The 23,123-nt window shown below is 59.9% G+C and carries 21 protein-coding genes and 1 tRNA gene; 13 read left to right on the top strand and 9 right to left on the bottom strand.

The window, feature by feature from the left end; genetic code table 11:
- Positions 1 to 84 precede the first annotated feature (84 nt).
- A complete protein-coding gene (locus tag P2W41_RS16625; protein ID WP_404933811.1) occupies positions 85 to 744 on the top strand; it encodes a GntR family transcriptional regulator in 660 nt (219 codons plus the stop codon).
- 38 nt (positions 745 to 782) lie between these two features.
- On the opposite strand, the gene P2W41_RS16620 is transcribed toward P2W41_RS16625, so the two are convergent.
- Positions 783 to 2,003, bottom strand: a complete 1,221-nt coding sequence (locus tag P2W41_RS16620) for a pyridoxal phosphate-dependent aminotransferase (protein ID WP_404933810.1) — start codon at positions 2,001 to 2,003, stop codon at positions 783 to 785.
- Between the two features lie 105 nt (positions 2,004 to 2,108).
- Between P2W41_RS16620 and P2W41_RS16615 the strand changes: the two genes are divergently transcribed.
- Positions 2,109 to 3,023 (top strand): LysR family transcriptional regulator, encoded by a 915-nt coding sequence (locus P2W41_RS16615; protein ID WP_404933809.1) that lies wholly within the window; start codon positions 2,109 to 2,111, stop codon positions 3,021 to 3,023.
- Here P2W41_RS16615 and P2W41_RS16610 read toward each other — a convergent pair.
- Positions 2,979 to 3,749 (bottom strand): aspartate dehydrogenase domain-containing protein, encoded by a 771-nt coding sequence (locus P2W41_RS16610; protein WP_404933808.1) that lies wholly within the window; start codon positions 3,747 to 3,749, stop codon positions 2,979 to 2,981. The genes P2W41_RS16615 and P2W41_RS16610 overlap by 45 nt on opposite strands.
- A gap of 405 nt (positions 3,750 to 4,154) precedes the next feature.
- Between P2W41_RS16610 and P2W41_RS16605 the strand changes: the two genes are divergently transcribed.
- The 3 genes from P2W41_RS16605 (at position 4,155) to P2W41_RS16595 (ending at position 5,967) form a co-directional block, all read left to right on the top strand.
- A tRNA-Gly gene (locus P2W41_RS16605) sits at positions 4,155 to 4,228 on the top strand.
- A gap of 106 nt (positions 4,229 to 4,334) precedes the next feature.
- Positions 4,335 to 4,598 (top strand): DUF6460 domain-containing protein, encoded by a 264-nt coding sequence (locus tag P2W41_RS16600; RefSeq protein WP_223019589.1) that lies wholly within the window; start codon positions 4,335 to 4,337, stop codon positions 4,596 to 4,598.
- 22 nt (positions 4,599 to 4,620) lie between these two features.
- Complete coding sequence (locus tag P2W41_RS16595) at positions 4,621 to 5,967, top strand: MATE family efflux transporter (protein ID WP_404933807.1); 1,347 nt, start codon at positions 4,621 to 4,623, stop codon at positions 5,965 to 5,967.
- A gap of 4 nt (positions 5,968 to 5,971) precedes the next feature.
- On the opposite strand, the gene P2W41_RS16590 is transcribed toward P2W41_RS16595, so the two are convergent.
- The gene (locus P2W41_RS16590) at positions 5,972 to 7,063 is read right to left on the bottom strand and encodes a quinone-dependent dihydroorotate dehydrogenase (protein ID WP_292899001.1); all 1,092 of its coding nucleotides are present in this window, start codon (positions 7,061 to 7,063) and stop codon (positions 5,972 to 5,974) included.
- Positions 7,060 to 7,407, bottom strand: coding sequence for a DUF952 domain-containing protein (locus P2W41_RS16585; RefSeq protein ID WP_404933806.1), 348 nt, complete (start codon positions 7,405 to 7,407; stop codon positions 7,060 to 7,062). Before P2W41_RS16585 ends, P2W41_RS16590 begins: the two co-directional genes overlap by 4 nt.
- Before the next feature lie 137 nt (positions 7,408 to 7,544).
- Here P2W41_RS16585 and P2W41_RS16580 point away from each other — a divergent pair, with 137 nt between their 5' ends.
- Positions 7,545 to 7,997, top strand: coding sequence for a hypothetical protein (locus P2W41_RS16580; RefSeq protein ID WP_292899005.1), 453 nt, complete (start codon positions 7,545 to 7,547; stop codon positions 7,995 to 7,997).
- A gap of 45 nt (positions 7,998 to 8,042) precedes the next feature.
- On the opposite strand, the gene P2W41_RS16575 is transcribed toward P2W41_RS16580, so the two are convergent.
- Entirely contained in the window at positions 8,043 to 8,417 is a 375-nt protein-coding gene (locus P2W41_RS16575; protein ID WP_292899007.1) for a hypothetical protein, read from the bottom strand.
- 169 nt (positions 8,418 to 8,586) lie between these two features.
- Here P2W41_RS16575 and P2W41_RS16570 point away from each other — a divergent pair, with 169 nt between their 5' ends.
- Positions 8,587 to 9,273, top strand: a complete 687-nt coding sequence (locus P2W41_RS16570; RefSeq protein ID WP_404933805.1) for a response regulator transcription factor — start codon at positions 8,587 to 8,589, stop codon at positions 9,271 to 9,273.
- A gap of 8 nt (positions 9,274 to 9,281) precedes the next feature.
- Here P2W41_RS16570 and P2W41_RS16565 read toward each other — a convergent pair whose 3' ends face one another.
- Positions 9,282 to 12,770, bottom strand: a complete 3,489-nt coding sequence (locus tag P2W41_RS16565; protein ID WP_404933804.1) for a NahK/ErcS family hybrid sensor histidine kinase/response regulator — start codon at positions 12,768 to 12,770, stop codon at positions 9,282 to 9,284.
- Positions 12,771 to 12,970: 200 nt separating this feature from the next.
- Between P2W41_RS16565 and mscL the strand changes: the two genes are divergently transcribed.
- Positions 12,971 to 13,387 (top strand): large conductance mechanosensitive channel protein MscL, encoded by a 417-nt coding sequence (gene mscL, locus P2W41_RS16560; RefSeq protein WP_292899011.1) that lies wholly within the window; start codon positions 12,971 to 12,973, stop codon positions 13,385 to 13,387.
- A 100-nt stretch (positions 13,388 to 13,487) separates the two neighbouring features.
- Here the strand turns inward: mscL and hemA are convergent, their stop codons facing one another.
- Positions 13,488 to 14,765 (bottom strand): 5-aminolevulinate synthase, encoded by a 1,278-nt coding sequence (hemA, locus tag P2W41_RS16555; RefSeq protein WP_404935007.1) that lies wholly within the window; start codon positions 14,763 to 14,765, stop codon positions 13,488 to 13,490.
- A 134-nt stretch (positions 14,766 to 14,899) separates the two neighbouring features.
- Entirely contained in the window at positions 14,900 to 15,400 is a 501-nt protein-coding gene (locus P2W41_RS16550) for a MarR family winged helix-turn-helix transcriptional regulator (protein WP_404933803.1), read from the bottom strand.
- A 90-nt stretch (positions 15,401 to 15,490) separates the two neighbouring features.
- Between P2W41_RS16550 and P2W41_RS16545 the strand changes: the two genes are divergently transcribed.
- From P2W41_RS16545 to P2W41_RS16525, 5 genes are all read left to right on the top strand, one after another.
- Entirely contained in the window at positions 15,491 to 17,266 is a 1,776-nt protein-coding gene (locus P2W41_RS16545) for an N-acetylglutaminylglutamine amidotransferase (RefSeq protein ID WP_404933802.1), read from the top strand.
- Between the two features lie 3 nt (positions 17,267 to 17,269).
- Positions 17,270 to 19,084: an N-acetylglutaminylglutamine synthetase gene (gene ngg / locus P2W41_RS16540; RefSeq protein ID WP_292899015.1), complete on the top strand. Its 1,815-nt coding sequence runs from the start codon at positions 17,270 to 17,272 to the stop codon at positions 19,082 to 19,084.
- 96 nt (positions 19,085 to 19,180) lie between these two features.
- Entirely contained in the window at positions 19,181 to 20,338 is a 1,158-nt protein-coding gene (locus tag P2W41_RS16535; protein ID WP_292899016.1) for an osmoprotectant NAGGN system M42 family peptidase, read from the top strand.
- Positions 20,339 to 20,353: 15 nt separating this feature from the next.
- A complete protein-coding gene (locus P2W41_RS16530) occupies positions 20,354 to 20,593 on the top strand; it encodes a hypothetical protein (protein WP_404933801.1) in 240 nt (79 codons plus the stop codon).
- Positions 20,594 to 20,661: 68 nt separating this feature from the next.
- Entirely contained in the window at positions 20,662 to 21,450 is a 789-nt protein-coding gene (locus tag P2W41_RS16525) for an ABC transporter substrate-binding protein (RefSeq protein WP_292899017.1), read from the top strand.
- 169 nt (positions 21,451 to 21,619) lie between these two features.
- Here P2W41_RS16525 and P2W41_RS16520 read toward each other — a convergent pair whose 3' ends face one another.
- Positions 21,620 to 23,077, bottom strand: coding sequence for an aminotransferase class V-fold PLP-dependent enzyme (locus P2W41_RS16520; RefSeq protein WP_404933800.1), 1,458 nt, complete (start codon positions 23,075 to 23,077; stop codon positions 21,620 to 21,622).
- Positions 23,078 to 23,123 lie beyond the last annotated feature (46 nt).

Below are 23,123 nucleotides of genomic sequence, written 5' to 3'. Positions count from 1 at the left end.
GGAGGTTGTGCTCTTGCACTGCTGCACAAGCCGATAGATACCAAGGCAGGCGGGGCGGAGCGTTGCCAGCCGATGGGGGATGAGATGGCCAATCAGGCAGAAACGAGACTGGCCGAGGATGCCTATAACCGCATTCTCGCGCACATCATGTCCGGCAAGCTGGCAGCCGGCACTGTCATCCAGGAAAAGGTTCTGGTTGAGGAGCTCGGCCTTTCGCGCACGCCCATGCGGGACGCACTCTTGATCCTCGAAGGCGAGGGGCTTCTGGTGCGCGAGAGCCGGCGTGTGGTGCGGGTCTTGTCGATGGATCTCTCGCACTATGTCGAGAATCTCGCGATCCGCCGCCTGCTTGAATGCGAGGCGGCGGCACTTGCGGTGGGCCGAATACCCGAAGACTCTCTCGACCGTATGAAAGCGGAGATCGAGACGCTTATGAGCAATCATGAAGCCCGCAAGCCGGCTGGACGTGAGGCGGTGCGTCGGATCGACGAGGAGCTTCACCGAACGATCGCGGAAGCGGCGGGAAATCGGCAACTTGCCGAGATTGTTGCGGGGCTGCGCCGCAAGACACACATCTTCGATCTCAAGAACATGCCGGAGCGGTTTCTTGAGACCTGCCGGGAACATCTGGCGATCATTGAAGCGTTACGCCCGGATTCCGAGCCTGACGCCGCGCGCCAGGCAATGTACCGCCACATCAACGCGATCCGGGAAAGTATTGTGCGCCGCCTGCTTCAGAATTGAACGATGCAGACGGTGCACAGCGATCTTCTCCGATGCCGTCAGGCGCGATAGCGCTGCACCAGTGTCGCCAGTCGCTCGATGGCTGCCACTGAAGCGGCATGATCCTGCGAAAAGTTCAGACGGATGCTGTCAGCACAATGGGGGCTGAACTCGGTGCCGGGGGTAACGATCACACCGGCCTGAAGGCGCAATGCCTTGATGAAATCGCCAGGTGCCACCGTCAGTTCGGGCAGGCGGGCAAACAGATAGCTGCCGGCCTGTGGCACGCGGAGCGTGCATCCGGGGATACCGCGAAAAAGCGCCACAAGATCATCGCGAATCGCCTGATGGCGGGCGATGCGCTCTTCCATCCATCCCTCGGGCTCGTTGAACCATGTCTTGAGCACCGCCTGCGAATAACCGGCCGCCCGGAGCGAAACGATGGCCTGCAGTTTCTCCATGCGGTTGATGATGGTTTTTGAGCCGAAAGCGACCCCCAGACGATAGCCGCTCAACGATTCTGTCTTCGAGGGCCCCATGATCGTGATAACATTTTCAGACGCCGTGCTCACAGCGCGCAAGTGCGTGTAGGTCACGCCCTCATATCTGAGACGGGAATAAAGCTGATCGACGATGACTGTGGCGCCGTATTGCTCTGCGAGCGTCGCGATCCGGGCCACTTCTTCCGGCGAGTAGACGACACCTGCCGGGTTGTTCGGGTTGGAAAACAGGAAGAGTTTCACGCCGGATTGGAACGCCGCTTCAAGCTCCTCCAGGTCGAGACCGGCCTCGTCGGGCCCAGCCTCGCCATAGCGAAGCTGGACCGGAACGATTTCACCGTCAAAGAAGGTGACAAGTTTCCTGTTCGCGAAATAATCCGGCTGGACGATCGCAACCTTGTCTCCCCGCGAGACGGTCGAGGCAATGGCCAGAAAAAGCGCCCCTTGCGTGCCTGGCGTTATGATCAATCCGTCGCGGGCATCCACGTCGGCGCCGGTAAAATCTGCAAGCCGGGGAGCCAGCTCGTCGCGGATATCGAGCGCCCCGCGATATTCCGTATAGGCCTGTGAGCCGCCGCGCATGACACCGGCGGAGAATTCATCGAACGCGCCCGGAGTTGGCTCGTGGGCATCGACGTCCCCATGGGAAAAGTCGACGCGCTGTCCCTCAAGCGTATCGCCTTTCAGGTAGCCGTCATCGAGCTTCGCGGACTGCCGCACTTCCTGACCCGGCGCATTGTCCGTTTCCAGCTTTCTGAACTTCTTCTCGATTTCCGACATGGGTGTTCCCTGCAATGAACTGGCGATATTCAGCAGGGAGTTTAAAGCGGCAAAACGATAGAAAAACCTATTTTTTCTTGCTTCAAAAGATGCAAAAAACATCGAATGGATATTCGCTTTCTCGAAACCTTTCTGGCGATCGTGGACTGTGGATCGATTGCCGAGACCGCTCGCAGAACAAACAAGACGCCGGCGGCGCTTTCCCAGCGCATTCAGGTTCTTGAGCAGGAGCTTGGCCACAAGCTGATAGTCCGTTCGGGACGGACCGTGCAGCCGACGGCGGCGGGTCTTGCCGTGCTTGAAAGGGCGAGGGAGCTCGTGGAAAAGGCGCGTGACCTCAGCGCACTTGCTGCAAATGGAGCGCCAGCCGGCCAATTGCGTATCGGTGCCACATCAACCGCCCTGATCGGTCTCATGCCGGACATCATCACAATGCTGAGCGATCGGTACCCGGCCATCGATTATTTCGTTCAGCCTGGTTCATCGTCCGAACTCTACCATCGCGTGATTGCCGGGGAGCTTGATGCCGCTCTGATCGTCCGGCCTGACTTTGCACTGCCCAAGGCCATGGGCTGGTGCACGATCCGAGAAGAGCCGCTCGTCTTCATCGCCTCGCATTCCGTTCCCGAATTGCCCCCGCACTCCCTTATCGCCAGTCAGCGGTTCATTCTCTACGACCGCAACCAGTGGGGTGGGCAGATCGTGGCGCGGTATCTGGCCGAAAACGGGTTGGCGGTTCGTGAGTGGCTGGAGCTCGACGCGCTCGATGCAATTGCCGCGCTGGTCAGCCGTGGCCTGGGTGTCGCCATCGTTCCCGATTGGGCACCGCCTTGGCCAGAGGGTCTGACGCTGCGAAAGGTCCTTCTGCCTTCCGGCGGGGTCCGGAAAATAGGCATCTTGTGGCGGCGGACCGGTGCGCGCGCGGCTGCTGTTGACGCCTTTGTCTCTGCGTGCCGCGATGTCTCCCTGCGCCACTCAGACGGCAACGATCCCGCCGCCGCCGAGAATCCGGCGAACTGAGCCGACCGCTGAATGTGGCGTATAGGAGCCCGTCACGCCGCCGAGGGAACGGGAGGAGACACGAATGTCCCACGACAATCCCGGTCCACTTACCTCAATCTGATGTTCCATTGTGGGAAGGTCAGGAACAGCAACAATCCGGCTGACCGTCCGGTCAAATCCCAGACCCGCAAGGGCAATGGCCGCGTGAACATTCACGTTGCGGGGAAAGCGGGCGCAGGCCTCGCGTGTCGCGCCTTCAAACATGAATCCATCGGCCTTGGGGTCGATGCCAAGGCTCTTCCCGCTCTTCGTGGTTGTTACGGTCACTTGCTCGATGGCCGGCCGGCCATCGGCAATGCCATCCAGGGAAAGGATGGCGCCGTGCGGCACGTAAAACGTGCTGCCGTGCCGGGCCGTGATGGAGCGAACTTCCTCTTCGGTCTCGCGTCTGGCCATGGCCGTGCTGGAAAAGGCGCAGAAGTCGGCAGATCGAAGAAATCGCGGAGCAAGCTCCTGAACGACCGAAGGCATGGCCGCCTCGACAACGAGATCAACCGGCCGCGAAAGAGCTTCGCTCGCGTCATCGATGACGATACCGTCGGCGAGGTTGAATCCTGTCATCCGATGGACGTTGGAAACAAGAACGAAAGCGATTTCTGTGTCCGCGGCGTTGTCGATCTCGCGGATGACAGCGCCCCCGATCGCGCCAGCGCCAATGATGCCAATTTGTTTCTTGTTACGCATATCTCAATTCCTTGGGGGCTGTCTTGCCGCGAATGAAGGGGCAACGCACCTCTGTGAGGCCCGCGCCGGAAGGCTGGATAGGCATTGGTAGGCGAGGCGGCCTTGAAAGCCAAGCTTGTGGCTTACTGGAATTTGAGCCCCGACAAGCACACGCATCTTCGGTTCGCAGCGCAGCCAAGGAGCGTATCGTGAAAGATGTCATCGTGAACGCCTCCGCGCGGGGGTGAAGGTTTATGACGCATTAGGGTTCAAAAATGCCAATCAAGCAGTCCTTGAGATTGGCGTATGATTCCGGTTCAGACGTGTTCGAAGCATGTCCTACCATCCGCCAGGGAACCAGCGCGCGCACTCCCTTCACAAACCCGCTTGACGCCGGGGCCCGGGTCGCGGATTAATGCGCGCTGCGCGGGTATGATGTAATGGTAGCCTGTCAGCTTCCCAAGCTGATCGCGCGGGTTCGATTCCCGCTACCCGCTCCAGCCTCCCGATTCGTGCCCGATCTATGGAAGTCTTTTCGCACCACCCGAGCTTGCGTGCCCGTCCGTGTATGCGTATCTCTTTGCGGTCAAGATCAAGGAGCTTCCGGTGTCGGCACTGACCAGATTCCTGGGCGACAGCCCGCTGCGCGTCATCATCAAACTGCTGATCGTTTCGCTTATCGTCGGTTTCGTGATGAGCGCCTTCAACTGGTCGCCATTCGACATCTTCTACGCTCTGCGCGACACGGTCGTTCATCTCTGGAACATGGGCTTTGATGCGCTGGGCCGGTTTGCGAGCTACATCCTGCTCGGGGCTGCCATAGTCGTGCCGGCCTTTCTGATCCTGCGCCTTTTGAATTATCGCCGCTAGGAAGCCCTTTGGGGCGCATTCGATGGATCACGCTCAGCCGCAAGCCCGCGTCACGCATCCTTTCAGGGTGACGAACCGTCTCGTCCTGTCGATCGCCCTGCCGATGACGCTGGCTTATCTGACGACCCCGCTCCTCGGTATCGCCGATACGGCTATCGTCGGCCAGTATGGCGATGCGGCGCTCCTGGGCGGGCTGGCCGCAGGCGCCATCGTTTTCGACGTGGTCTTCACGACATTCAATTTCCTGCGCTCCGGCACAACCGGACTGGTTGCCCAGGCCTATGGTCAGGCAAACGCGCTGGAAGAACAGGCGATCCTGTGGCGAGCACTGCTTGTCGCCCTGGTCGCCGGTCTCCTCGTTGTTCTCGCCGGCCCTCTCATCATCGCCGGGGGGGCTTATTTCATGGATGCCGGCCCCGAGGTCACGGCCGCCATGGAGGCCTATGTCGCGATCCGCATCTTTGCCGCCCCGATTTCCCTCATCAACTACGCGATCCTTGGATATGTTCTGGGCCGCGGCGAAGGGGCGCTCGGGCTGGTGTTACAGGTCGTTCTGAACGGCGCAAACATCGCGTTGTCGATGTATCTGGCGCTGTCGCTTGGCTGGGGCATAGAGGGTGTGGCCTGGGGCACGGTGGGTGGAGAGGCGATCGGCATGCTGGCCGGGCTTGCGGTGCTGGCACGGCGCTTCCGGCAGGGGCCGCGGGTCTCTCTGAGACGGGTGTTCGACACCCATCAGCTGGTGCGCATGGTCGCGATGAATCGCGACATCATGATCCGGTCTTTCTCTCTTCTCGCCGCCTTTGCACTGTTCACCAGGCAGGGCGCCCAGTTTGGCACTGTCACCCTCGCCGCCAACGCCGTACTTTTGAACTTCTTTCTCGTGGCGGGCTACTTTCTCGATGGCACCGCAACCGCAGCCGAGCAGCTGGCAGGTCGAGCGGTGGGCGCGCGTTATCGGCCCGCTTTCCTGAGTTCCGTCAGGCTGACCATGGCATGGGGGTTCGGCTTCGCCATCCTCATGTCGCTCTTCTTTCTTCTGGCCGGCGAGGCCCTCATCGCGTTCATCACAACGGCACAGGAGGTGCGGACCGCCGCAAACACGTTCCTGCCCTGGGCCGCGTTGATTTCCATTTCGGGTGTCCTTGCGTTCCAGATGGATGGCGTCTTCATTGGCGCCACGTGGTCACGCGACATGCGCAACATGATGTTGCTGTCTTTCGCGCTTTATCTCGCCTGCCTGTTTGTTCTGACGAGGGCCTTCGGCAATCATGGCCTGTGGGCCGCTTTCCATGTTCTGCTGCTGGTTCGCGGTTTCAGCCTTTTTGCAATCGTGCCCTCGCGCATGCGCAGAACATTCGCCGAGTAGGCCGTCAGTCGAGCCGGCGTGCGGCCCATTCGTCGACACGGGTGTCGCGGAGCTGGCGCAGGGAAGAAAGGTTTTCGCGCTGGGTGAAGGCACTCATTTCTGCGAGAATTCGGCCGGGCAGGCACGTGCCGCCGAAAATCAGGCCGCTATACATCTGCACCAGATCGGCGCCGGCTCGAATTTTCTCGAGCGCTGTCTCCGGGGAATTCACACCACCGACGCCGATCAGCGGCATGGCGGGGCCGATCAGCAGTCGCAGCTTTGCCAGCACGATCGTGGACCGCTCGAAAAGGGGCAGGCCGGAGAGGCCACCCGTCTCGTGAGCCAGACGGCTCGTGACACCCGTCCTTGAAAGAGTGGTGTTGCTGACGATCAACCCATCGATACGCTTGTCCAGTGCCACATCGGCGATGTCCGAAAGGGCGGCGTCGGTCAGATCGGGCGCGATCTTGAGGAAGAGAGGCACGGGAGCACGCCGCAGCTTCGCGACCTCGTTGCGCGTGGCAAGCACGCGTGAAAGGAGTTCGGACAGGTTCGCGCGATCCTGCAACGACCTGAGGCCGGCCGTGTTTGGAGAGGAGATGTTGACGGCAAGATAGGAAGCGATGTCGCCAAAGGCCCGCACTCCGGCCTCATAATCGCCGATGCGATCCTCGCTGTCCTTGTTCGCGCCGATGTTAACGCCAACGATCCCACCCTTGCCGGCTCGATCCAGAATCCGTCTGCGCACGGCCGCCATGCCGTGGTTGTTGAACCCCATTCGATTGATGAGCGCGCTGTCTTCTTCCAGCCGGAACAGGCGCGGTTTAGGGTTTCCCTCCTGCGGCAGCGGCGTGACAGTGCCGCATTCCACAAAGCCGAATCCCAGGCGCAAAAGCCCATCGGCAGCTTCGGCATTCTTGTCGAAACCTGCGGCCATCCCGAGCGGGTTGGGAAACACCATGCCGCCGACGATGGTTTTGAGACGCTTGCTGACCTGTGGAGGGCGGGCGAGGGGCATGCCGCTTTTTAATGCCATGATTGCAAGATTGTGCGCGCGTTCGGAGTCCATCCGAAAAAGGGCTTGTCGAGCGATCTTGTCGAGCAGGCTCTTCATTCTGGCAGCTCTGGAAAAATGTGAAGACCGTCAGAGCCGAGCGGCAGGGGACGAACCCACTCCACCTTGTCGAGCTCAAGTGGGGCGTAAAGATGCGGGAAGAGAGCGCCTCCCCGTGAGACCTCGTACTTCAGGGCGCTTCCAAGCGATGTGGCATCAATGGCGATCAGCAAGAGGTCATCCTGCTGCGCAAAGTGCTCGGCCGCGGTCTCCGCAACCTGTTCGGCCGTGGAAAAATGAATATACCCGTCGGCATGATCAATCGGTGCGCCATGGAACACTCCCGCCATCTCGGCTTCCTGCCAGAGCGCACGGGGACAGATTTTATAGATCAGGTGAGCCATGCCAGCGGCTATACTTGCAATACCGCTGTAGCGAAAGGCCCGAAAAAGCGTTTTCAGGGGATTGCACGTTATCCCAATTATGGCGCATTCCTGGGGCATGAAGCCATCGTCGGAAGCATGAACGCGGAGCAGACCCCATGCGCAATACAATGATGCGCAATACAATTGCAGCGACAGGCGCGCTGATCATCCTGTCCACGCTGACGAGTGCCACGGCGCAGGAGGCCGAGCGCTTTCAGCTGGAGCGCACGGACGAAGGTTATGTGCGCATGGACACGAGGACTGGTGCCATGTCGCTTTGCCGCGAGCGGTCAGGGCAGCTTGTCTGTGCGCCTGCGGCCGACGAGCGCACGGCCTATGAGGAAGACATCGCCGCGCTGCAGGACCAGCTCGAGACCCTCGAAAAGCGTGTCGAGGCGCTGGAAAGCGCTTCCTCCGAGGCTTCATCGGAATTGCCGACTGAGGACGAGTTTGAACAGACCCTGGGATTGATGGAACGTTTTTTCCGCAAGTTCATGGGGATCGTGAAGGATTTCGAGAAGGAAGACAGCACAACCTCGCCCGATGCGCCGGCCCCCGATCGAACCTGAGCGAAGGGCGGCTTTTTAAGCCGCTTCAATAAAGCTCGAAACACTCTAGGTGGCCGCTCGCACCAGACGCAGCACCATCGAGAATGCGAAGAACCCGCAGCCGACCTGCAGGCTCAGGGCGGCAAAGCGCAGATAGATGTCTTTCAGTATTGCGATAAACACCTTTGCGCCCGATCGCCCGACCGGGCGCGCATCTGGATTGAGATGCATCCAGACCTCGGTCTTCTTGGGGTTCTGTTTGGCAAGCGCATAAGCCTTGAGTATCAGAAGTTCGGACATGATGAGCGTCATCAGGGCTCCGGCACTGAAAGCGAGAATCAGGTCGAACGAAAAGCTCAGCATCACCAGCCCGATGGCGAATGCGCCGAACATCACGGCGCGTCCGATGCAGAATAGGGCTACCTTGTGGATTTTCTCCATAGCAGGCTCACGGGTTTTCACCCTCCGGCCGAGTCTGTGGCATAGATCTGGGGCAGACAAGTAAATCTTCCGCGAGCATTTTGGCGAGTGGTGGAGCGTCTGGCCTTGGCAGAGCTTGAAATGATGGCTATTCCCCGCATAATCGCACCGAGACCCGCGGCAGCAGAAGATGACAATAAAGCAGCGGGCGCGGGAGGGACTTTTGGCATCGGGCTATAGATTTCTGGTCGCCGACGACCATCCTCTGTTTCGGGGAGCGTTGAAAGGCGCTCTTTCCGGACTCGACGATGCATGCAAGATACTCGAAGCAGGCGACTTCGAAGGCGCGAAGGCGTTGGTGGATGACAACATCGACCTCGTCCTGCTCGACCTCACCATGCCCGGCGTGAGCGGTCTTTCCGGATTGATCGCCTTGCGTGGAATGAATGCGGTGGTGCCCATCGTTGTTGTTTCTGCTCGCGACGATCCCGAAACCATCCGACGGGCGCTGGAGCTGGGCGCTTCCGGTTTCATCTCGAAATCGTCAGGCATGGACGAGATCAGAACGGCGGTTCGCACGATTCTGGACGGCGGCATCTACACCCCCGCCGACATCGATCTGGGAGCCGAAGCCGATCCGGAGATCGCCGACCTTATCAGCCGCCTTCAAACCCTGACACCGCAACAGACCAGGGTGCTGAGCATGTTGGCTGAAGGGCTCTTAAACAAGCAGATCGCCTATGAGCTCAACGTATCCGAAGCCACGATCAAGGCGCATGTATCGGCCGTTCTGCAAAAGCTTAACGTGGACAGCCGCACCCAGGCTGTCATTCGTCTGTCCAGGATAGGCGCTGATACCATCGTCACCGAAAACTGACCCGAGAGCTACTCCGCTGCGGCGAGCATCTGGCGGCATCGCATGAGCAGTGTGCGCAGCGAGGCCGGGCGCAAAGGCTTGTTCAGCACCATGGCTGTCAAGGCTTCGGCCTCGGCGCGCACCTCGTTGGAGCGATCAGCCGTTATCAGGATTGCCGGTATCGTGCCCCCGTACCGGCTTCGCAAGGCCACGATCACGTCGAGCCCCACTTCATTGTCGAGATGATAGTCGGCGAGGATGATGTTTGGAGGGCTGCCGGAAAAATCGGGAAGGGAAGATGATCCGGTTGCCGTTGCAACGACACAGCCCCAGCCTTCGAGGAGACGACGCATCCCATCGAGGATGCGTGGATCATTGTCGATGCACAACACGCGCAAACCTTCCAGCATCGTCTGCTGGATAGCGGTCGGGCGTGGGGGAATGTCAGCCGCGCTGGCTCTGCTGGAACTGATGGGAATGATGACCGAGAAGCGTGTGCCGCCGTCGATCTGGGAATCGAGACGTATCTCCATGTTCAGAACGCGTGCGATGCGATCGACGATCGACAGGCCGAGGCCCAGCCCCTGTGCCTGACGCACGCCTTCCTCCAGCCGTGTGAATTCGCGAAACACCGTGTTCAGCTTGTCGGAGGCGATTCCGATGCCGGTGTCGATAACCTGCAGCTCGAGCAACTCGCCGCGCCGCCGCACCCCCACAAGGACGCGACCGCTGGGCGTGTACTTGATTGCGTTGGAGACAAGGTTCTGAACAAGGCGGCGAAGCAGGTTCCGGTCGGTGTTCACAGTCAGAGTTGAAGGAACGATGGTGAGCTTCAGCCCTTTTTCCTCAGCCAGCGGCATGAAATCCGTTGTCAGCTGGCGCATCAGCCCATCCAGCTGAAACACGCTCGGAGAGGGTTTGAGCGCCCCGGTATCCAGACGCGAGATGTCGAGCACGGCGCCGAGGATCGCCTCTACCGAATCGAGCGACGATTCGATGTTGCTCACATACTCGCGGGTCTCCCCGCCTTCTGCGCGTTCCATGAGCGACGAGCAATAGAGGCGGGCAGCATTGAGGGGCTGGAGAATGTCGTGGCCGGCCGCTGCCAGAAACCGCGTTTTCCCAAGATTGGCTTCTTCGGCGATTACCTGCGCCTGCGCCAGTTCTTCGTTGACGCGCATCAGTTCCGCTGTGCGATCGGCCACACGCTGCTCAAGTGTTTCGTTGATGCGCTTCAGCGCGATGTCCGCCTCCACGCGCGGGGTGATGTCGGTATAGGTGGCGACGATACCGCCATCGGGCATCGGGTTTGTGCGCAGTTCGATGATGCGGCCGCTCTTCTGGAGCCGGATTTCCCATGGCATCCCAAAGTCGGTGAAGCGGTTCAGTGTCACTGTATAGGCATCGAGTGGTATTTCCCCACGCACGGTGAGGAGGTTGACGAACCGATCAAGCGACACGCCGACCTGGCCCATTTCGTCCGGCAGATTGAAAAGCGTTCTGTATTGCCGGTTCCAGCAGATGAGCTGGAAATCCCTGTCGAAGACCGTGACGCCTTCCTCCATCTGGTCGAGTGCGGTCTGCAGCAGATCGCGATTGTGCTGCAGTGCCATGGAGGCATCGTCGAGCAGTCTGAGTGCATCACGTGGCGACCGGTCGTTCCTCTGGAAGAGCAGGGACAGAATGAGCCGGGAGGAAGAGGACCCCACAGCGCTGGCGAGCAATTGTTCTGAAAAGCGCACCAGCGCAATGCCGGTCTGATCGTGGCCGTTGAGACGAACGCCATGGGTGGCTTCAAACGTGGCAAAGGAGCGCTCGGTGCGCTCCGCTCCCAGATAGCGAGAGATCGTGTCCTTCAAATCGTTCACGGTGACTGCCGTGCGGAACCGGCGCAGGGTCGGGATAGGGCCCGTGTCGCGTGGCACGAAGATTGCGGCTTGAATACGCTCGAGCGGTTGTGCGGCGCGTGAAAGAGAACCCAGAACGAAGAAAAGCGTGTTGACGGCAAGGCTCCACAGCACGCCATGGTTCAGTGGCTCTGCAACGGTTCCGAAAAGGGCTTGTGGTCTGAGCGCGGGTAGACCGAAGAGACCGTCCGTAATGATGCTGGTGCCTTGCGGGGCAAGGGAGGGGAAAAGCAGCGTGTAGCCCCAGATGGCAAACCCTGCGCCCATGCCCAGCAGAGCGCCGCGAGCGTTCGCACCACGCCAGATCAGCCCACCGAAGAAGGCCGGTGCAAACTGTGCGATGGCCGCGAAGGAGATAAGGCCTATGGCGGCCAGACGGGTGTTGTGAGTGGTTTCGCGGTAATAGAGAAACGCCGTGAAAAGGATGATGAAGATCGCTGCGCGGCGGATGTTCAGAATGCTCGCCGACCAGTCGTTCTTTTCGTGATGGTCAGGACGCAGCAGACGGCGCAGAAACAGCGGTATCACCAGGTCGTTTGAAACCATGATCGAGAGCGCCACACTGGCGACAATGACCATCGCCGTAGCTGCTGAAAGCCCGCCTATGAAGGCGATCAGTGCGAGAAGGTCATGCCCTGCAAGCAGGGGAAGAGCGAGCACGTAGAGATCCGAATTTGCCTTGTCTCCCACCAGTGCGAGCCCGGCGAAGGCTATCGGGATCACGAACAGGTTGATCAGCACCAGATAGAGCGGGAAAAGCCAGCTGGCAGTCTCAAGCTCCGTAGTGCTGCGGTTTTCCACGATGGTGACATAGAACTGCCGGGGCAGCATGATGATGGCGAAAGCGCTGAGCGTCGTCATGACGATCCAGGTCGCCAGCGATGTGGGATAGGTGTACGCCTTCTGTACCTCCGGAAGGCTGCTTACAGCCCGCGCCAGGTCCAGGGGCCCTCCGAAAAAGAAATAGGTGATGGCAATGCCCACCGCGAGGAAGGCTGCGAGTTTCACGAGGGTCTCAACCGCTACCGCAAGAACCAGCCCCTCCTGATGCTCGGTTGCGTCGGCGTGACGCGTGCCGAACAGAACGGCGAAGATTGCCAGGAGAAAGGTCACAATCAACGCCATGTCGCCGACAAAGAAGTCGATGACCGGAGGCGCGCCATCGTAATGTGTCACCATGAGGCTGACGGAATCGGAAATCGCCTTCAGCTGGAGCGCGATATATGGAACCGTGCCGAAGGTGGCGATCAGCGTTGCCACTGATGCGACGGCGAAGCTTTTCCCGTAGCGGGCCGCCAGGAAGTCCGCGATGGAGGTGATCTTTTCGGATTTCGCAAGCCGAATGATGCGCTTGAGGATCGGGAAACCGAACAGGAAAACCAGCACCGGGCCGATATAGATGGCCAGAAACTCCAGTCCGCGCTCGGAGGCCAGACCCACCGAGCCGAAGAATGTCCAGGATGTGCAGTAGATAGCGATGCTGAGCGCATAGATGTAGGGGCGCGAGCCAAGCCCGCCCTGACGGGCAGCCCGAATGTCGCCGACGCTTGCTATGAAGAAGAGCAGCGTCACATAGGCAACGGCTATGATTGCGATGACCCAGCCCTGCACCGGTCGCGATTCTCCTCCTCACAGGTCCATTGAAAGGCAAACACAGGCCAGGTTGCGTGTCCAATGCTTCTTTCGGTGAATGTGCTTGCGGAAACGATCGAATGGTTTTTGTTGCGCTTTCCACGCGTGACGCTTCTACTGTTCAGGTGTTGGCGGCCTATGAGTCGCCGGGGTTGCAGCTAGATTGGGGAGATACCCTTATGATGAAGGAATTTCGGGAGTTCATTGCACGAGGCAATGTGATGGACCTCGCGGTCGGCGTGATCATTGGCGGCGCGTTCGGTCTCATTGTGAAATCGTTGACCGATGACATTATCATGCCGCTCATCGGGGCCATCTTCGGTGGCTTCGATTTTTCCAACTATTTCATGCCGCTTTCTTCCTCCGTCACCGCCACCACTCTGGAGGCCGCGCGGGAGCAGGGGGCTGTGTTTGCCTACGGCAATTTTCTCACTGTCGTCGTCAACTTCCTGATCCTGGCATGGATCATCTTCCTCATGGTGAAAGGCGTGAATTCACTGCGCCGGAAGGAAGCCGAAAAGCCGGCAGAGCCCGAGGCACCGCCCGCAGACGTTCAGCTTCTTACGGAAATCCGCGATCTTTTGTCGAAAAAGTAGCGCTTTTTCGCGGTTTCGCCGAAAACGGATGAGAAAAATCGAAAACGCCGTCGAACGAAAATTCGACGGCGTTTTCGTTGTTTACATTGAAGAAATCAGCTCACCCGCCGGATTTCGGCACCAGAAGCGAGACCACACGTTCGGACTTCGCCTGCTGAGGCTGATCCGCTTCCTTGAACGGAATGCCGAGCGCTTCCCAGGTTTCCAGAAGCGCATCGCGCAGGGTCTCGATCAGCCCGTCGTCATGAAATGGCGTCGGCGTGATGCGCAGCCGCTCCGTTCCGCGCGGCACTGTCGGATAATTGATCGGCTGGATGTAGATCCCGTGCTTTTCAAGCAAACGGTCAGAGGCCTGCTTGCACAGTTCGGGATCGCCGACGAGCAAAGGAACGATATGCGTCTGAGACGGCATCACCGGCAGACCGGCGGCCAGCAGCCTCTCCTTGGTCCGTTGCGCCTGGCGTTTTTGCGCCTCCCGCTCGACGGATGAGGATTTGAGATGACGGATCGATGCAGTTGCCGCCGCCGCGATGGCCGGTGGCAGGGCGGTAGTAAAGATGAAGCCGGATGCATACGAGCGCACCGCGTCGATGACGGCACCCGAACCCGTGATATAGCCGCCGATAACGCCAAAACCCTTGGCAAGCGTTCCCTCGATGACGTCGATACGATGCGCGAGCCCGTCGCGCTCGGTGATGCCGCCGCCGCGCGCGCCATACATGCCGACGGCGTGGACCTCGTCGATGTAAGTCATGGCATTGTACTTGTCGGCCAGGTCGGCAATCGCCTCAATGGGCGCGATATCACCGTCCATGGAATAAACGGATTCGAAAACGATCAGCTTTGCCCGGCTGGGGTCGGCTTCTTTCAGAAGGCTTTCAAGATGGCCGACATCGTTGTGGCGGAAGATTTTCTTTTCCGCACCAGACCTGCGCACCCCCTCGATCATGGAGGCGTGGTTCAGCTCGTCGGACAGAACCAGACAATTGGGCAAAAGGCGGGCGATGGTCGAGATGGAGGCTTCATTGGAGATGAAGCCGGACGTGAAAACGAGACCGGCTTCCTTCCCGTGAAGATCCGCGAGCTCGGCTTCTAGCTCCACCAGCGGGTGGTTGGTCCCGGAGATGTTGCGCGTGCCGCCGGCGCCTGCACCCATCGAGCCCGCGGCCTGCTGCATGGCGGAAATCACGCACTCATGCTGGCCCATGCCGAGATAATCGTTCGAGCACCAGACAGTGATCTCGCGCGTCTCTTCGCCGGACCGCCAGATGGCGCGCGGAAACGCGCCGACGATCCGCTCAAGGTCGGCGAAAACGCGATAACGGCGTTCAGCGTGAAGTTGATCGATCGCTTCTGAGAAAAAACGCTGGTAATTCATTGAACCTTCCTGCTGTGCGGCGCGATCATAATCGCGCACCCGGTCTGCGTCCATTGCGTGTTTCGGGCAAATTGACACGTCTGTGTGACGTGGCCTTGCGCTCGATCAATTTTAACCCGTGCGCGCAGTCGCGCTCAGTGCTGGAGGGGGTTTTTCTGCAGGTCGTCGCCAGGTGCCATCATGTCGGCAATGGTTGTCAGGGATGAAATAAGCTGGCCTCGGCGTTCCGGAGAGAGAGCTGCAAATCGCCGGGCGAAAGCGTCGCCCATCGGCTCGGGCGCGCGCATTAACAGCCCACGGCCTTGATCCGTCAGCCGGGTGTGGACCACGCGTCGGTCGTTGCGAGACCGATAGCGCTCCACCACTTGCCGCGCTTCCAGATTGTCGAGGATGGTGATCACGGTCGCCGCACTCAAATCGACATGGGCCGACAAAACCGTCGTTGTGACCTCCCCCAGCGCTGCGATTGCCTTGAGGATGATCAGCTGCGGCGCCGTGAGGCCGATCTGCTTGGCAAGCGCTCTGGATTGCACATCGTTGGCACGTACGATGCGGCGGATGCACTTTTCCACCCCTCGTAACTCCTCGTCACGGAACCCGTTGGTGACTTTGTCAGTTGTCGTCTCGGAAGTCATGCGGACGCCATTAATTTGACATCTAATAGTTATAACTATAACTAAAATACGCTCCGACGCAACGACAAACAAGGGATCAGATCGCTATCCATGTGCGGAATCTGCGGAGAACTGCGGCTTGATGGCCGCCCTGCCTCACCTGTCGCTCTTTCGAAAATGATGGACTGTCTTGCGCCGCGCGGACCTGATGGCGCCGGCGCCGTCATTCATGGCAGCGCGGCGTTCGGCCATCGGCGGCTGAAAATCATCGATCTGTCGGAAAAGGCCCGGCAGCCCATGGAAGATGCCGAACTGGGCCTCACCATCGCCTTCAACGGCTGCATCTACAACTATCCCGAATTGCGCGCCGAGCTGGAAAGCAGAGGCTATCGCTTCTTCTCCACCGGCGATACCGAGGTCATCCTCAAAGCCTGGCACGCCTGGGGCGAAGATTGTGTGAACCGGTTTCACGGCATGTTTGCCTTTGTTCTCCGGGAACGTGAGACGGGTCGCGTGGTGATGGCGCGAGACCGTTTCGGCATCAAGCCGCTCTATCTGGCGGAAACGCCGGAACGTATTCGCTTCGCCTCCTCGCTTCCAGCCCTGTTGGCAGCCGGGGACGTGGACAGGTCCATCGATCGCCATGCGCTGCATCACTACATGACATTCCACGCGGTCGTCCCCCCGCCGCGCACCATCCTCAATGGCGTGAAGAAACTTCCCCCCGCCACCATCCGGATCATCGAAGCCGATGGTAAGCAGCGGGATCGGGTCTATTGGGATCCGCCCTTCGCGCGCGATCCCGAAATGGCTGCGCTTTCTCCCGATGAATGGCGGGACCGGACCCTGGAAGCCCTGCGTCTTGCCGTCAAGCGCCGCATGGTGGCCGACGTTCCGGTAGGCGTCCTGCTTTCGGGGGGTGTGGATTCCAGCCTCATCGTCGGGCTTCTCGCCGAGGCCGGCCAGAAGGGTCTCATGACCTTCTCCGTCGGTTTCGAGGAGGCCAATGGCGAAAAGGGCGATGAATTCATTTATTCCGATCTGATCGCCAAAGAATTCGGCACCGATCACCACAAGATCTTCGTGCCGTCGGCCGATCTGATGGATGCGCTACCGGGCACGTTTGCGGCCATGTCGGAACCCATGGTCTCTTACGACAATGTCGGCTTCTATCTCCTCTCCAAGGAAGTATCGAAACACATCAAGGTCGTGCAGTCGGGGCAGGGCGCCGACGAAATTTTCGGTGGCTATCACTGGTATCCGCCGTTGATGAGCTCCAATGATGTGGTGGACGATTACGCCAGGGTCTTTTTCGATCGTTCGCACGAAACCCTGAGCAGGCAGCTCTCGCCTGAGTGGATCACGGATCGTGATGCAAGCCGCGAACTCGTGTCGGCACATCTCACGCGAGCAGGGGCCGATACTCCGGTCGACGCCGCGCTGCGGCTCGATTCCACTGTCATGCTCGTCGATGATCCGGTCAAGCGGGTCGACAACATGACCATGGCCTGGGGGCTTGAGGCACGGGTGCCTTTCCTCGATCATGAACTGGTGGAGCTAGCTGCCCGCATCCCGCCCGAAGAAAAGCTCAAACAGGGCGGGAAGGGTGTGCTGAAAGAGGTCGCGAGGCAGGTAGTGCCAAACGAGGTCATCGACCGGAAAAAGGGTTATTTCCCGGTGCCGCAACTTAAATATGTCGATGGGCCCTATCTCGACATGGTGCGCGATGCGCTATCGTCGCAGTCGGCGCGTGAGCGCGGCCTGTTCCGTCAGGACTATCTGGATACGCTGTACGCCGCGCCGGCTGATCACATTACGCCCTTGCGCGGTTCCGAACTCTGGCAGGTAGGGCTGCTCGAACTCTGGCTGCAAACCCACGGGGTGTGACCGATGGCCAAGAAAGAGGATGTGGCTTTGCGTGCCTCGCGCGGGCGTAGTGACAAGGCGCTCGGCTATCGCCTGAAACGTTTGCGCAGCGAAACCATGAAGCCGACCAGTGCGCCGGCAGATCAGTCCTCCGCTCAACAGGACAAGCATGTCTCTCTGGAACTTGGTTGGGGACGGCTTCTCTTCGCACAGACCTTCGACACCAATGAAGAACTTGCGGGAGCGCTGCGAGACGAGGGGCCGGCGCGGCGCGACATCGCCTTCTATATACGCGATCCGCATGTGCTCCTTTCGATGGCGCCGCAGGAATTGTTCCTCGATCCGTCACACACCTATCGGCTCGATCTTGCGACCTATCGGCCGAGCCGGCGTCAGCCGCGTGGCTTTTTCATCCGGCGGCTGACCTCGGAGGCTGACGCGAACGCGGTCAACGCGATCTACCAGAGCCGCGGCATGGTCACGGTGCGCCCGGACTTCTTCTGGACCAACCGTGACAGCCGCGCTGTCACCTATTTCGTAGCTGAAGACGACCAGACCGGAGACATTCTGGGAACGGTTACGGGGGTCGATCACCGCCGCGTGTTCCAGGACCCAGAAAACGGTTCCTCGCTTTGGTGTCTTGCGGTCGATCCCCAGTGCCGCCACGCCGGAGTGGGCGAGATGCTGGTAAGACGGCTGGCCGAGCATTTCGCCGCGCGGGGTGCAGGCTTCATGGATCTCTCGGTCATGCATGACAATGACCAGGCCATCGCGCTCTATGAAAAGCTCGGCTTCCACCGCGTTCCGGTGTTTGCGGTCAAGCGGAAGAACCCCATCAACGAAAAACTCTTCACACATCCTCCTGCGGATTTTGACCGTCTTAATCCCTATGCGCGGTTGATAGTGGATGAGGCCCACCGGCGCGGTGTCGCAGTGGATGTAACGGATGCCGAAGGCGGCTTTTTCCGCCTCTCTTTCGGTGGCCGTTCGATCCAGTGCCGGGAAAGTCTCTCGGAGCTTACCTCGGCTGTCGCCATGTCAATCTGCGACGACAAGGCCGTCACCCGCCGCGTGGTGGAACGCGCGGGGTTGATCGTGCCGGAGCAGATGGAGGCCGTGGATGATGACGCGGTGCTCGAAGCATTCCTGCACAAGCACGGGCGTGTTGTGGTGAAGCCGGCGCGCGGTGAACAGGGCAAGGGCGTTGCCGTCGGTCTCGAAACGCTCGACGAAACGAAGAATGCGATACGCATCGCCCGCGAGCTTTCCGACCGCGTTCTTATCGAGGCCTGTTTCGAGGGCGAGGACCTGCGTCTGGTGGTGATCGATTATCGTCTCGTTGCCGCAGCGGTGCGCCGTGCGCCCCGTGTGGTGGGTGACGGTCACAAGACCATTGGGGAACTGATTGAAAAGCAGTCGCGCCGGCGCGCGGCGGCAACGGGCGGCGAGAGCCGGATCCCCATTGACGACGAGACGAGGCGTTGTGTGGCTGGTCTCGGCTTTGAGATGTCGAGCGTCTTGCCTGAAGGCCAGGAAGTGGTGGTCCGGAAAACGGCAAATCTCCACACCGGCGGCTCCATTCATGACGTTACCGAGAAGGTGCATCCGGATCTGGTCCGCGCGGCCTGCACCGCAGCGCGGGCCATTGACATTCCGGTTGTCGGCATTGACCTTATGGTCCGGTCGCCGGGCCAGTCAGATTATGTCTTCATCGAAGCCAATGAACGGCCTGGCCTTGCGAACCACGAACCGCAGCCCACTGCAGAGCGCTTCGTCGATCTGCTTTTCCCGCGCTCCGGCGTTAAATCGGCGGAACGGGCATTGGCCCCCAGAGGGTAGCGGGTTTCACACAGCGTGCAGGCCCGACGGTCTGCTCAGATAATCGCAGCCGGGCTGAAGCGAGGCCGGGCGAAATGGGCAATTCAAGGGGTATGCATGTCGCGACTGAAGATCGACGTTTCCTATCTGGTCGACCAGCTCAAGGCGCTTCTGGAGATCGACAGTCCCACTGGTTACACTGACACGATCGTCCGACATGTCACGACGGAGCTGGAGCGTCTGGGGCTCGAACCCGAGCTGACACGGCGAGGCGCTATTCGAGCCGTTGTGCGCGGTGGCCGTCGCGAAGGCGCACGCGCCATCGTCACCCATCTCGATACGCTGGGCGCTCAGGTCAAATACATCAAGGACAATGGTCGCTTCGAACTCATCCCTATCGGTCATTGGTCGGCGCGCTTCGCCGAAGGCGCACGGGCAACGCTTTACACCGAAAAGGGGACCTATCGGGGCTCAATTTTACCGTTGAAGGCGTCCGGACACACCTTCAACGACGACGTCGACACCATGCCGGTTGGCTGGGACTATGTGGAACTGCGTGTTGATGCCATGTGCTGGAACCGTGCCGACGCGCACAATCTGGGCATCGACGTCGGCGATTTCGTCGCCATCGACCCGCAGCCTGAATTTCTTGAAAACGGCTTCATCGTTTCACGGCACCTCGATGACAAGGCCGGCGTTGCCATCGCGCTTGCAGCACTGGAATCGCTTCTCGGCAACGAGGTGACGTTGCCGGTCGATACGCACTGGCTTTTCACTATCGCCGAAGAGGTTGGGGTGGGCGCCGCCTCGATCGTGACGCCAGAGATAGCCTCCATGGTGACCATAGACAACGGAACGACAGCACCGGGGCAGAACTCTGCGGAATTCGGCGTCACCATCGCCATGGCCGACCAGGCCGGGCCATTCGATTATCATCTCACGAAGAAGCTCGTCGAACTGTGCCGTGAGGAAGACATTCGCTATCAGAAGGATGTGTTTCGTTACTACCGCTCCGATTCCGCTTCCGCAATCGAGGCCGGCCATGATGTGCGCACGGCGCTGATCGCTTTCGGTATCGATGCTTCCCACGGGTATGAGCGCATTCATGTTCATGCGCTGCGTTCGGTTGCCGAGCTTGCTACTGCTTACGTGGCAAGCCCCATGGAGATCGAGCGCGACGTGGAGGAAGTCTCCGATATCGAGGGCTTCACCGAACAGCCGACCAACGAGGCGGAAATGGCGAGACGCGCCAACAATCTGCCGAAGCAGGACTAGACATTTTGCAGTCAGATGGAAACACCTGACGTCCGCACAAATGCGGAAAAACTGATGGATAGAGCGGGGCAGCGTTTCCGTGAAACGGTGAACCGCTCTGGCAGCTTGTCATTCGCGCCACGTGAAATCCTGGAGCGCGGTGGCGTTTTCCGGCCGCCGCTTCTGCATGGACCCGATCGGGGGAGAAACCTCTGCCGGGGATATGCGCGATTTTTTGAGCTTCAAATATCCATTGATCTGCTGCAGAATAAATGATCATGTGATCAAACAATTTCCGGGCTCCACTGGGAACAGGGGCCGGTGAGAATGGGAGAAGATCGATCATGAAGATCCGCGCATTTGCTCTGTCCATCGCGCTCGCAGCGGCGTCATTTGTGCCGGCGGCATTCGCAGAAACCATCACGGTAGGTGCCTATCCGGCCAACCCGCCGTGGGAGTACAAGACCGAGACCGGTGACTTCGAGGGATTTGAGGTGGACGTCGCCCGCGAGGTTGCCAAGCGTCTGGGCATGGAGGTCACGTTCCAGGATCTGGGTTTTCAGGCACTGTTTGCCGCAACAAGCTCAGGGCGGATCGACTTTGCCATATCGTCGATCTCGATTACCAATGAACGGTTGCAGAACCAGTCCTTCACCCAGCCCTATTACGACAGTGACGGCACGATTGTGGGGCGCGAGGATTCTGAAGTCGCGACGCTGGAGGAGCTTGAGGGCAAGACGATCGGCGTCGTGGCTGCCACCACCGGCGAAGCCTGGGCGAAGGAGAATGCCGAGAAATACGGCATTGCGGACATCCGCTCCTATTCGGCGCAGCAGGATCTCCTGCTTGACGTCCGGGCGGGTCGTCTCGAAGGCGGTGCTGGTGAAATCGCTGGATTTCAGTATGCGATGACGCAGGTGCCGGGCCTCAAGATCCTTGTACGCATCCCGACTGGCGAACGCTTTGCGATGATGACACGCAAGGACCATCCCCTTCTGGAAAAGGCAAACGAGGCAATCTCGGCCATGAAGGAAGACGGCACGATGGCAGCCATCCACAAGACCTGGTTCGGCGTTGATCCTGATCAGGGCACGAGCACCGTCAAGGCAATGCCTATTCCTCAACCGGAGTGAGGCCAGGAGCATCCGAAGCAGCAGCGGCGTCCCTTCAAAGGACGCCGTTTTTTTGAGGAGAAAAAGCCGGTCCTGAAACGGGGCACGACTGGCTCCCGGAATTCTCCGTCACGCAATCGGCTTCAATCGGACGAAGCCGGGGGAACAGCCACTGCACCAGCGGACAGGGTCAACCCGCCAGCGCGAGGCCCTTGTGGCGGAAACGCGCGGTGCTCGGGTCGAAATCATAGGCGCTCGCGTGACGGTGTGCCTCGCGCGCCAGGCGGTCGACCGTGTTGATGACGAAATCGGCCTTATCGTTAGTCATCAGATAGCTGAGGTTCAGCCGCACCCAGCCAGGCTTCTCCATCTCCCGGCCCTCTCGAATGCTCTCGAGCAGCGCGGCTGAGTGCCGTTCATCAATGCCAAGCAGGTGATGCGCATAGGGGCCCGCGCAGGCACAGCCGCCGCGCGCCTGAATGCCGTGAAGATCGCTCAGCATCCGCGTGAAAAGCTGATGGTGCAGCGTATTGCCTTCAGGGCAAAGAATGCGGAACGAGAAGATCGGCAGCCGCGGCGCAGCGGGGTTGCCAAGAAGCTGAAGGCAGGGGTTCAGCGACCAGACGCCGAGCGCCCGTTTACGCAGCTCCTCGTGCCGGCGATCAATGAAATCCTGGCCAAGTGCTTCCTTCACCAGGAGGACGAGCGCGGCGCGGATGTCGCCCACCACATTGGGGGTTCCGGCTTCCTCGCGGGCTGAAAGGGATCGGGAATAATCATGCGCCCATGGTGACACGAAGGTCACCGAACCGCCGCCGGGCATGGTCGGCTGTGCGGTGCGCGCGATGGCGTCGCGCAGGATCAGAAGGCCCGAAGCGCCGGGACCGCCGGGGAATTTGTGGGGTGAGAGCACCACGGCATCCTTTGCGCAGTCGGTGCCCGATTTCATGTCGATGTCGAGATAGGGCGCGCCGCCTGCATAGTCCCAGATGGCGAGCGCATCATGCGCCTTGAGAAGCCGCGTCACTGCATCCGTGTCGGTCGTTATGCCGGTGACATTGGAGGCTGCGGAAAAGGTACCCACCTTCAATGTTGCGTCGGCATTGGCTTCAAGTGCAGCGCTCAGCGCCTCCATGTCCGGACCGCCGCAGGCGGTTTCGGGAATGGCGATGATCGTTGCACCGCTCTCGCGCCAGGGCAGAATGTTCGAATGATGCTCATAAGGGCCGGTAAACACCACCACCCGACCGCCGGCCGCGATGGTTTCTGTGATCTGCAGCAGGCGCACGAGCCGGTTGATGCCGGATGTAGCGCCCGATCCGGAGAAGACCACGCTCGTCTCTTCATCCGCTTTGACGAGGCGGTGAATCTCGGCACGCGCCGCCTCGCGCAAGCGCGTTGAGAACGAGCCGCAATACGAGGCTTCGGTGTGGCTGTTGGCGTAGTAGGGCAGTACCTCATCGCGGATGAAATCCTCTACCTGCGCAAGCGCGCGGCCAGAGGCCACATAATCCGCATAGATCAGCGGCTTTTGCCCGCAAGGACCGTCGATCATCGCATTCTCGCCGATCAGACCGGTCCGCAGATACTCGGCAATGTCCGCGCGTTTGAGGCTGTGCTTGAAGGCGTTCAGAACATCACGTGCCATGGTTCAATCCATCAAAGTCGTCAGAACGAAAGGATCGCACAGTGAT

The organism is Nitratireductor sp. L15S-10 (assembly GCF_045011005.1).
Lineage (GTDB): Bacteria > Pseudomonadota > Alphaproteobacteria > Rhizobiales > Rhizobiaceae > Nitratireductor.
Note: the sequence above shows the minus strand (reverse complement) of the source record. Positions and strands in the feature narration are given on the sequence as shown.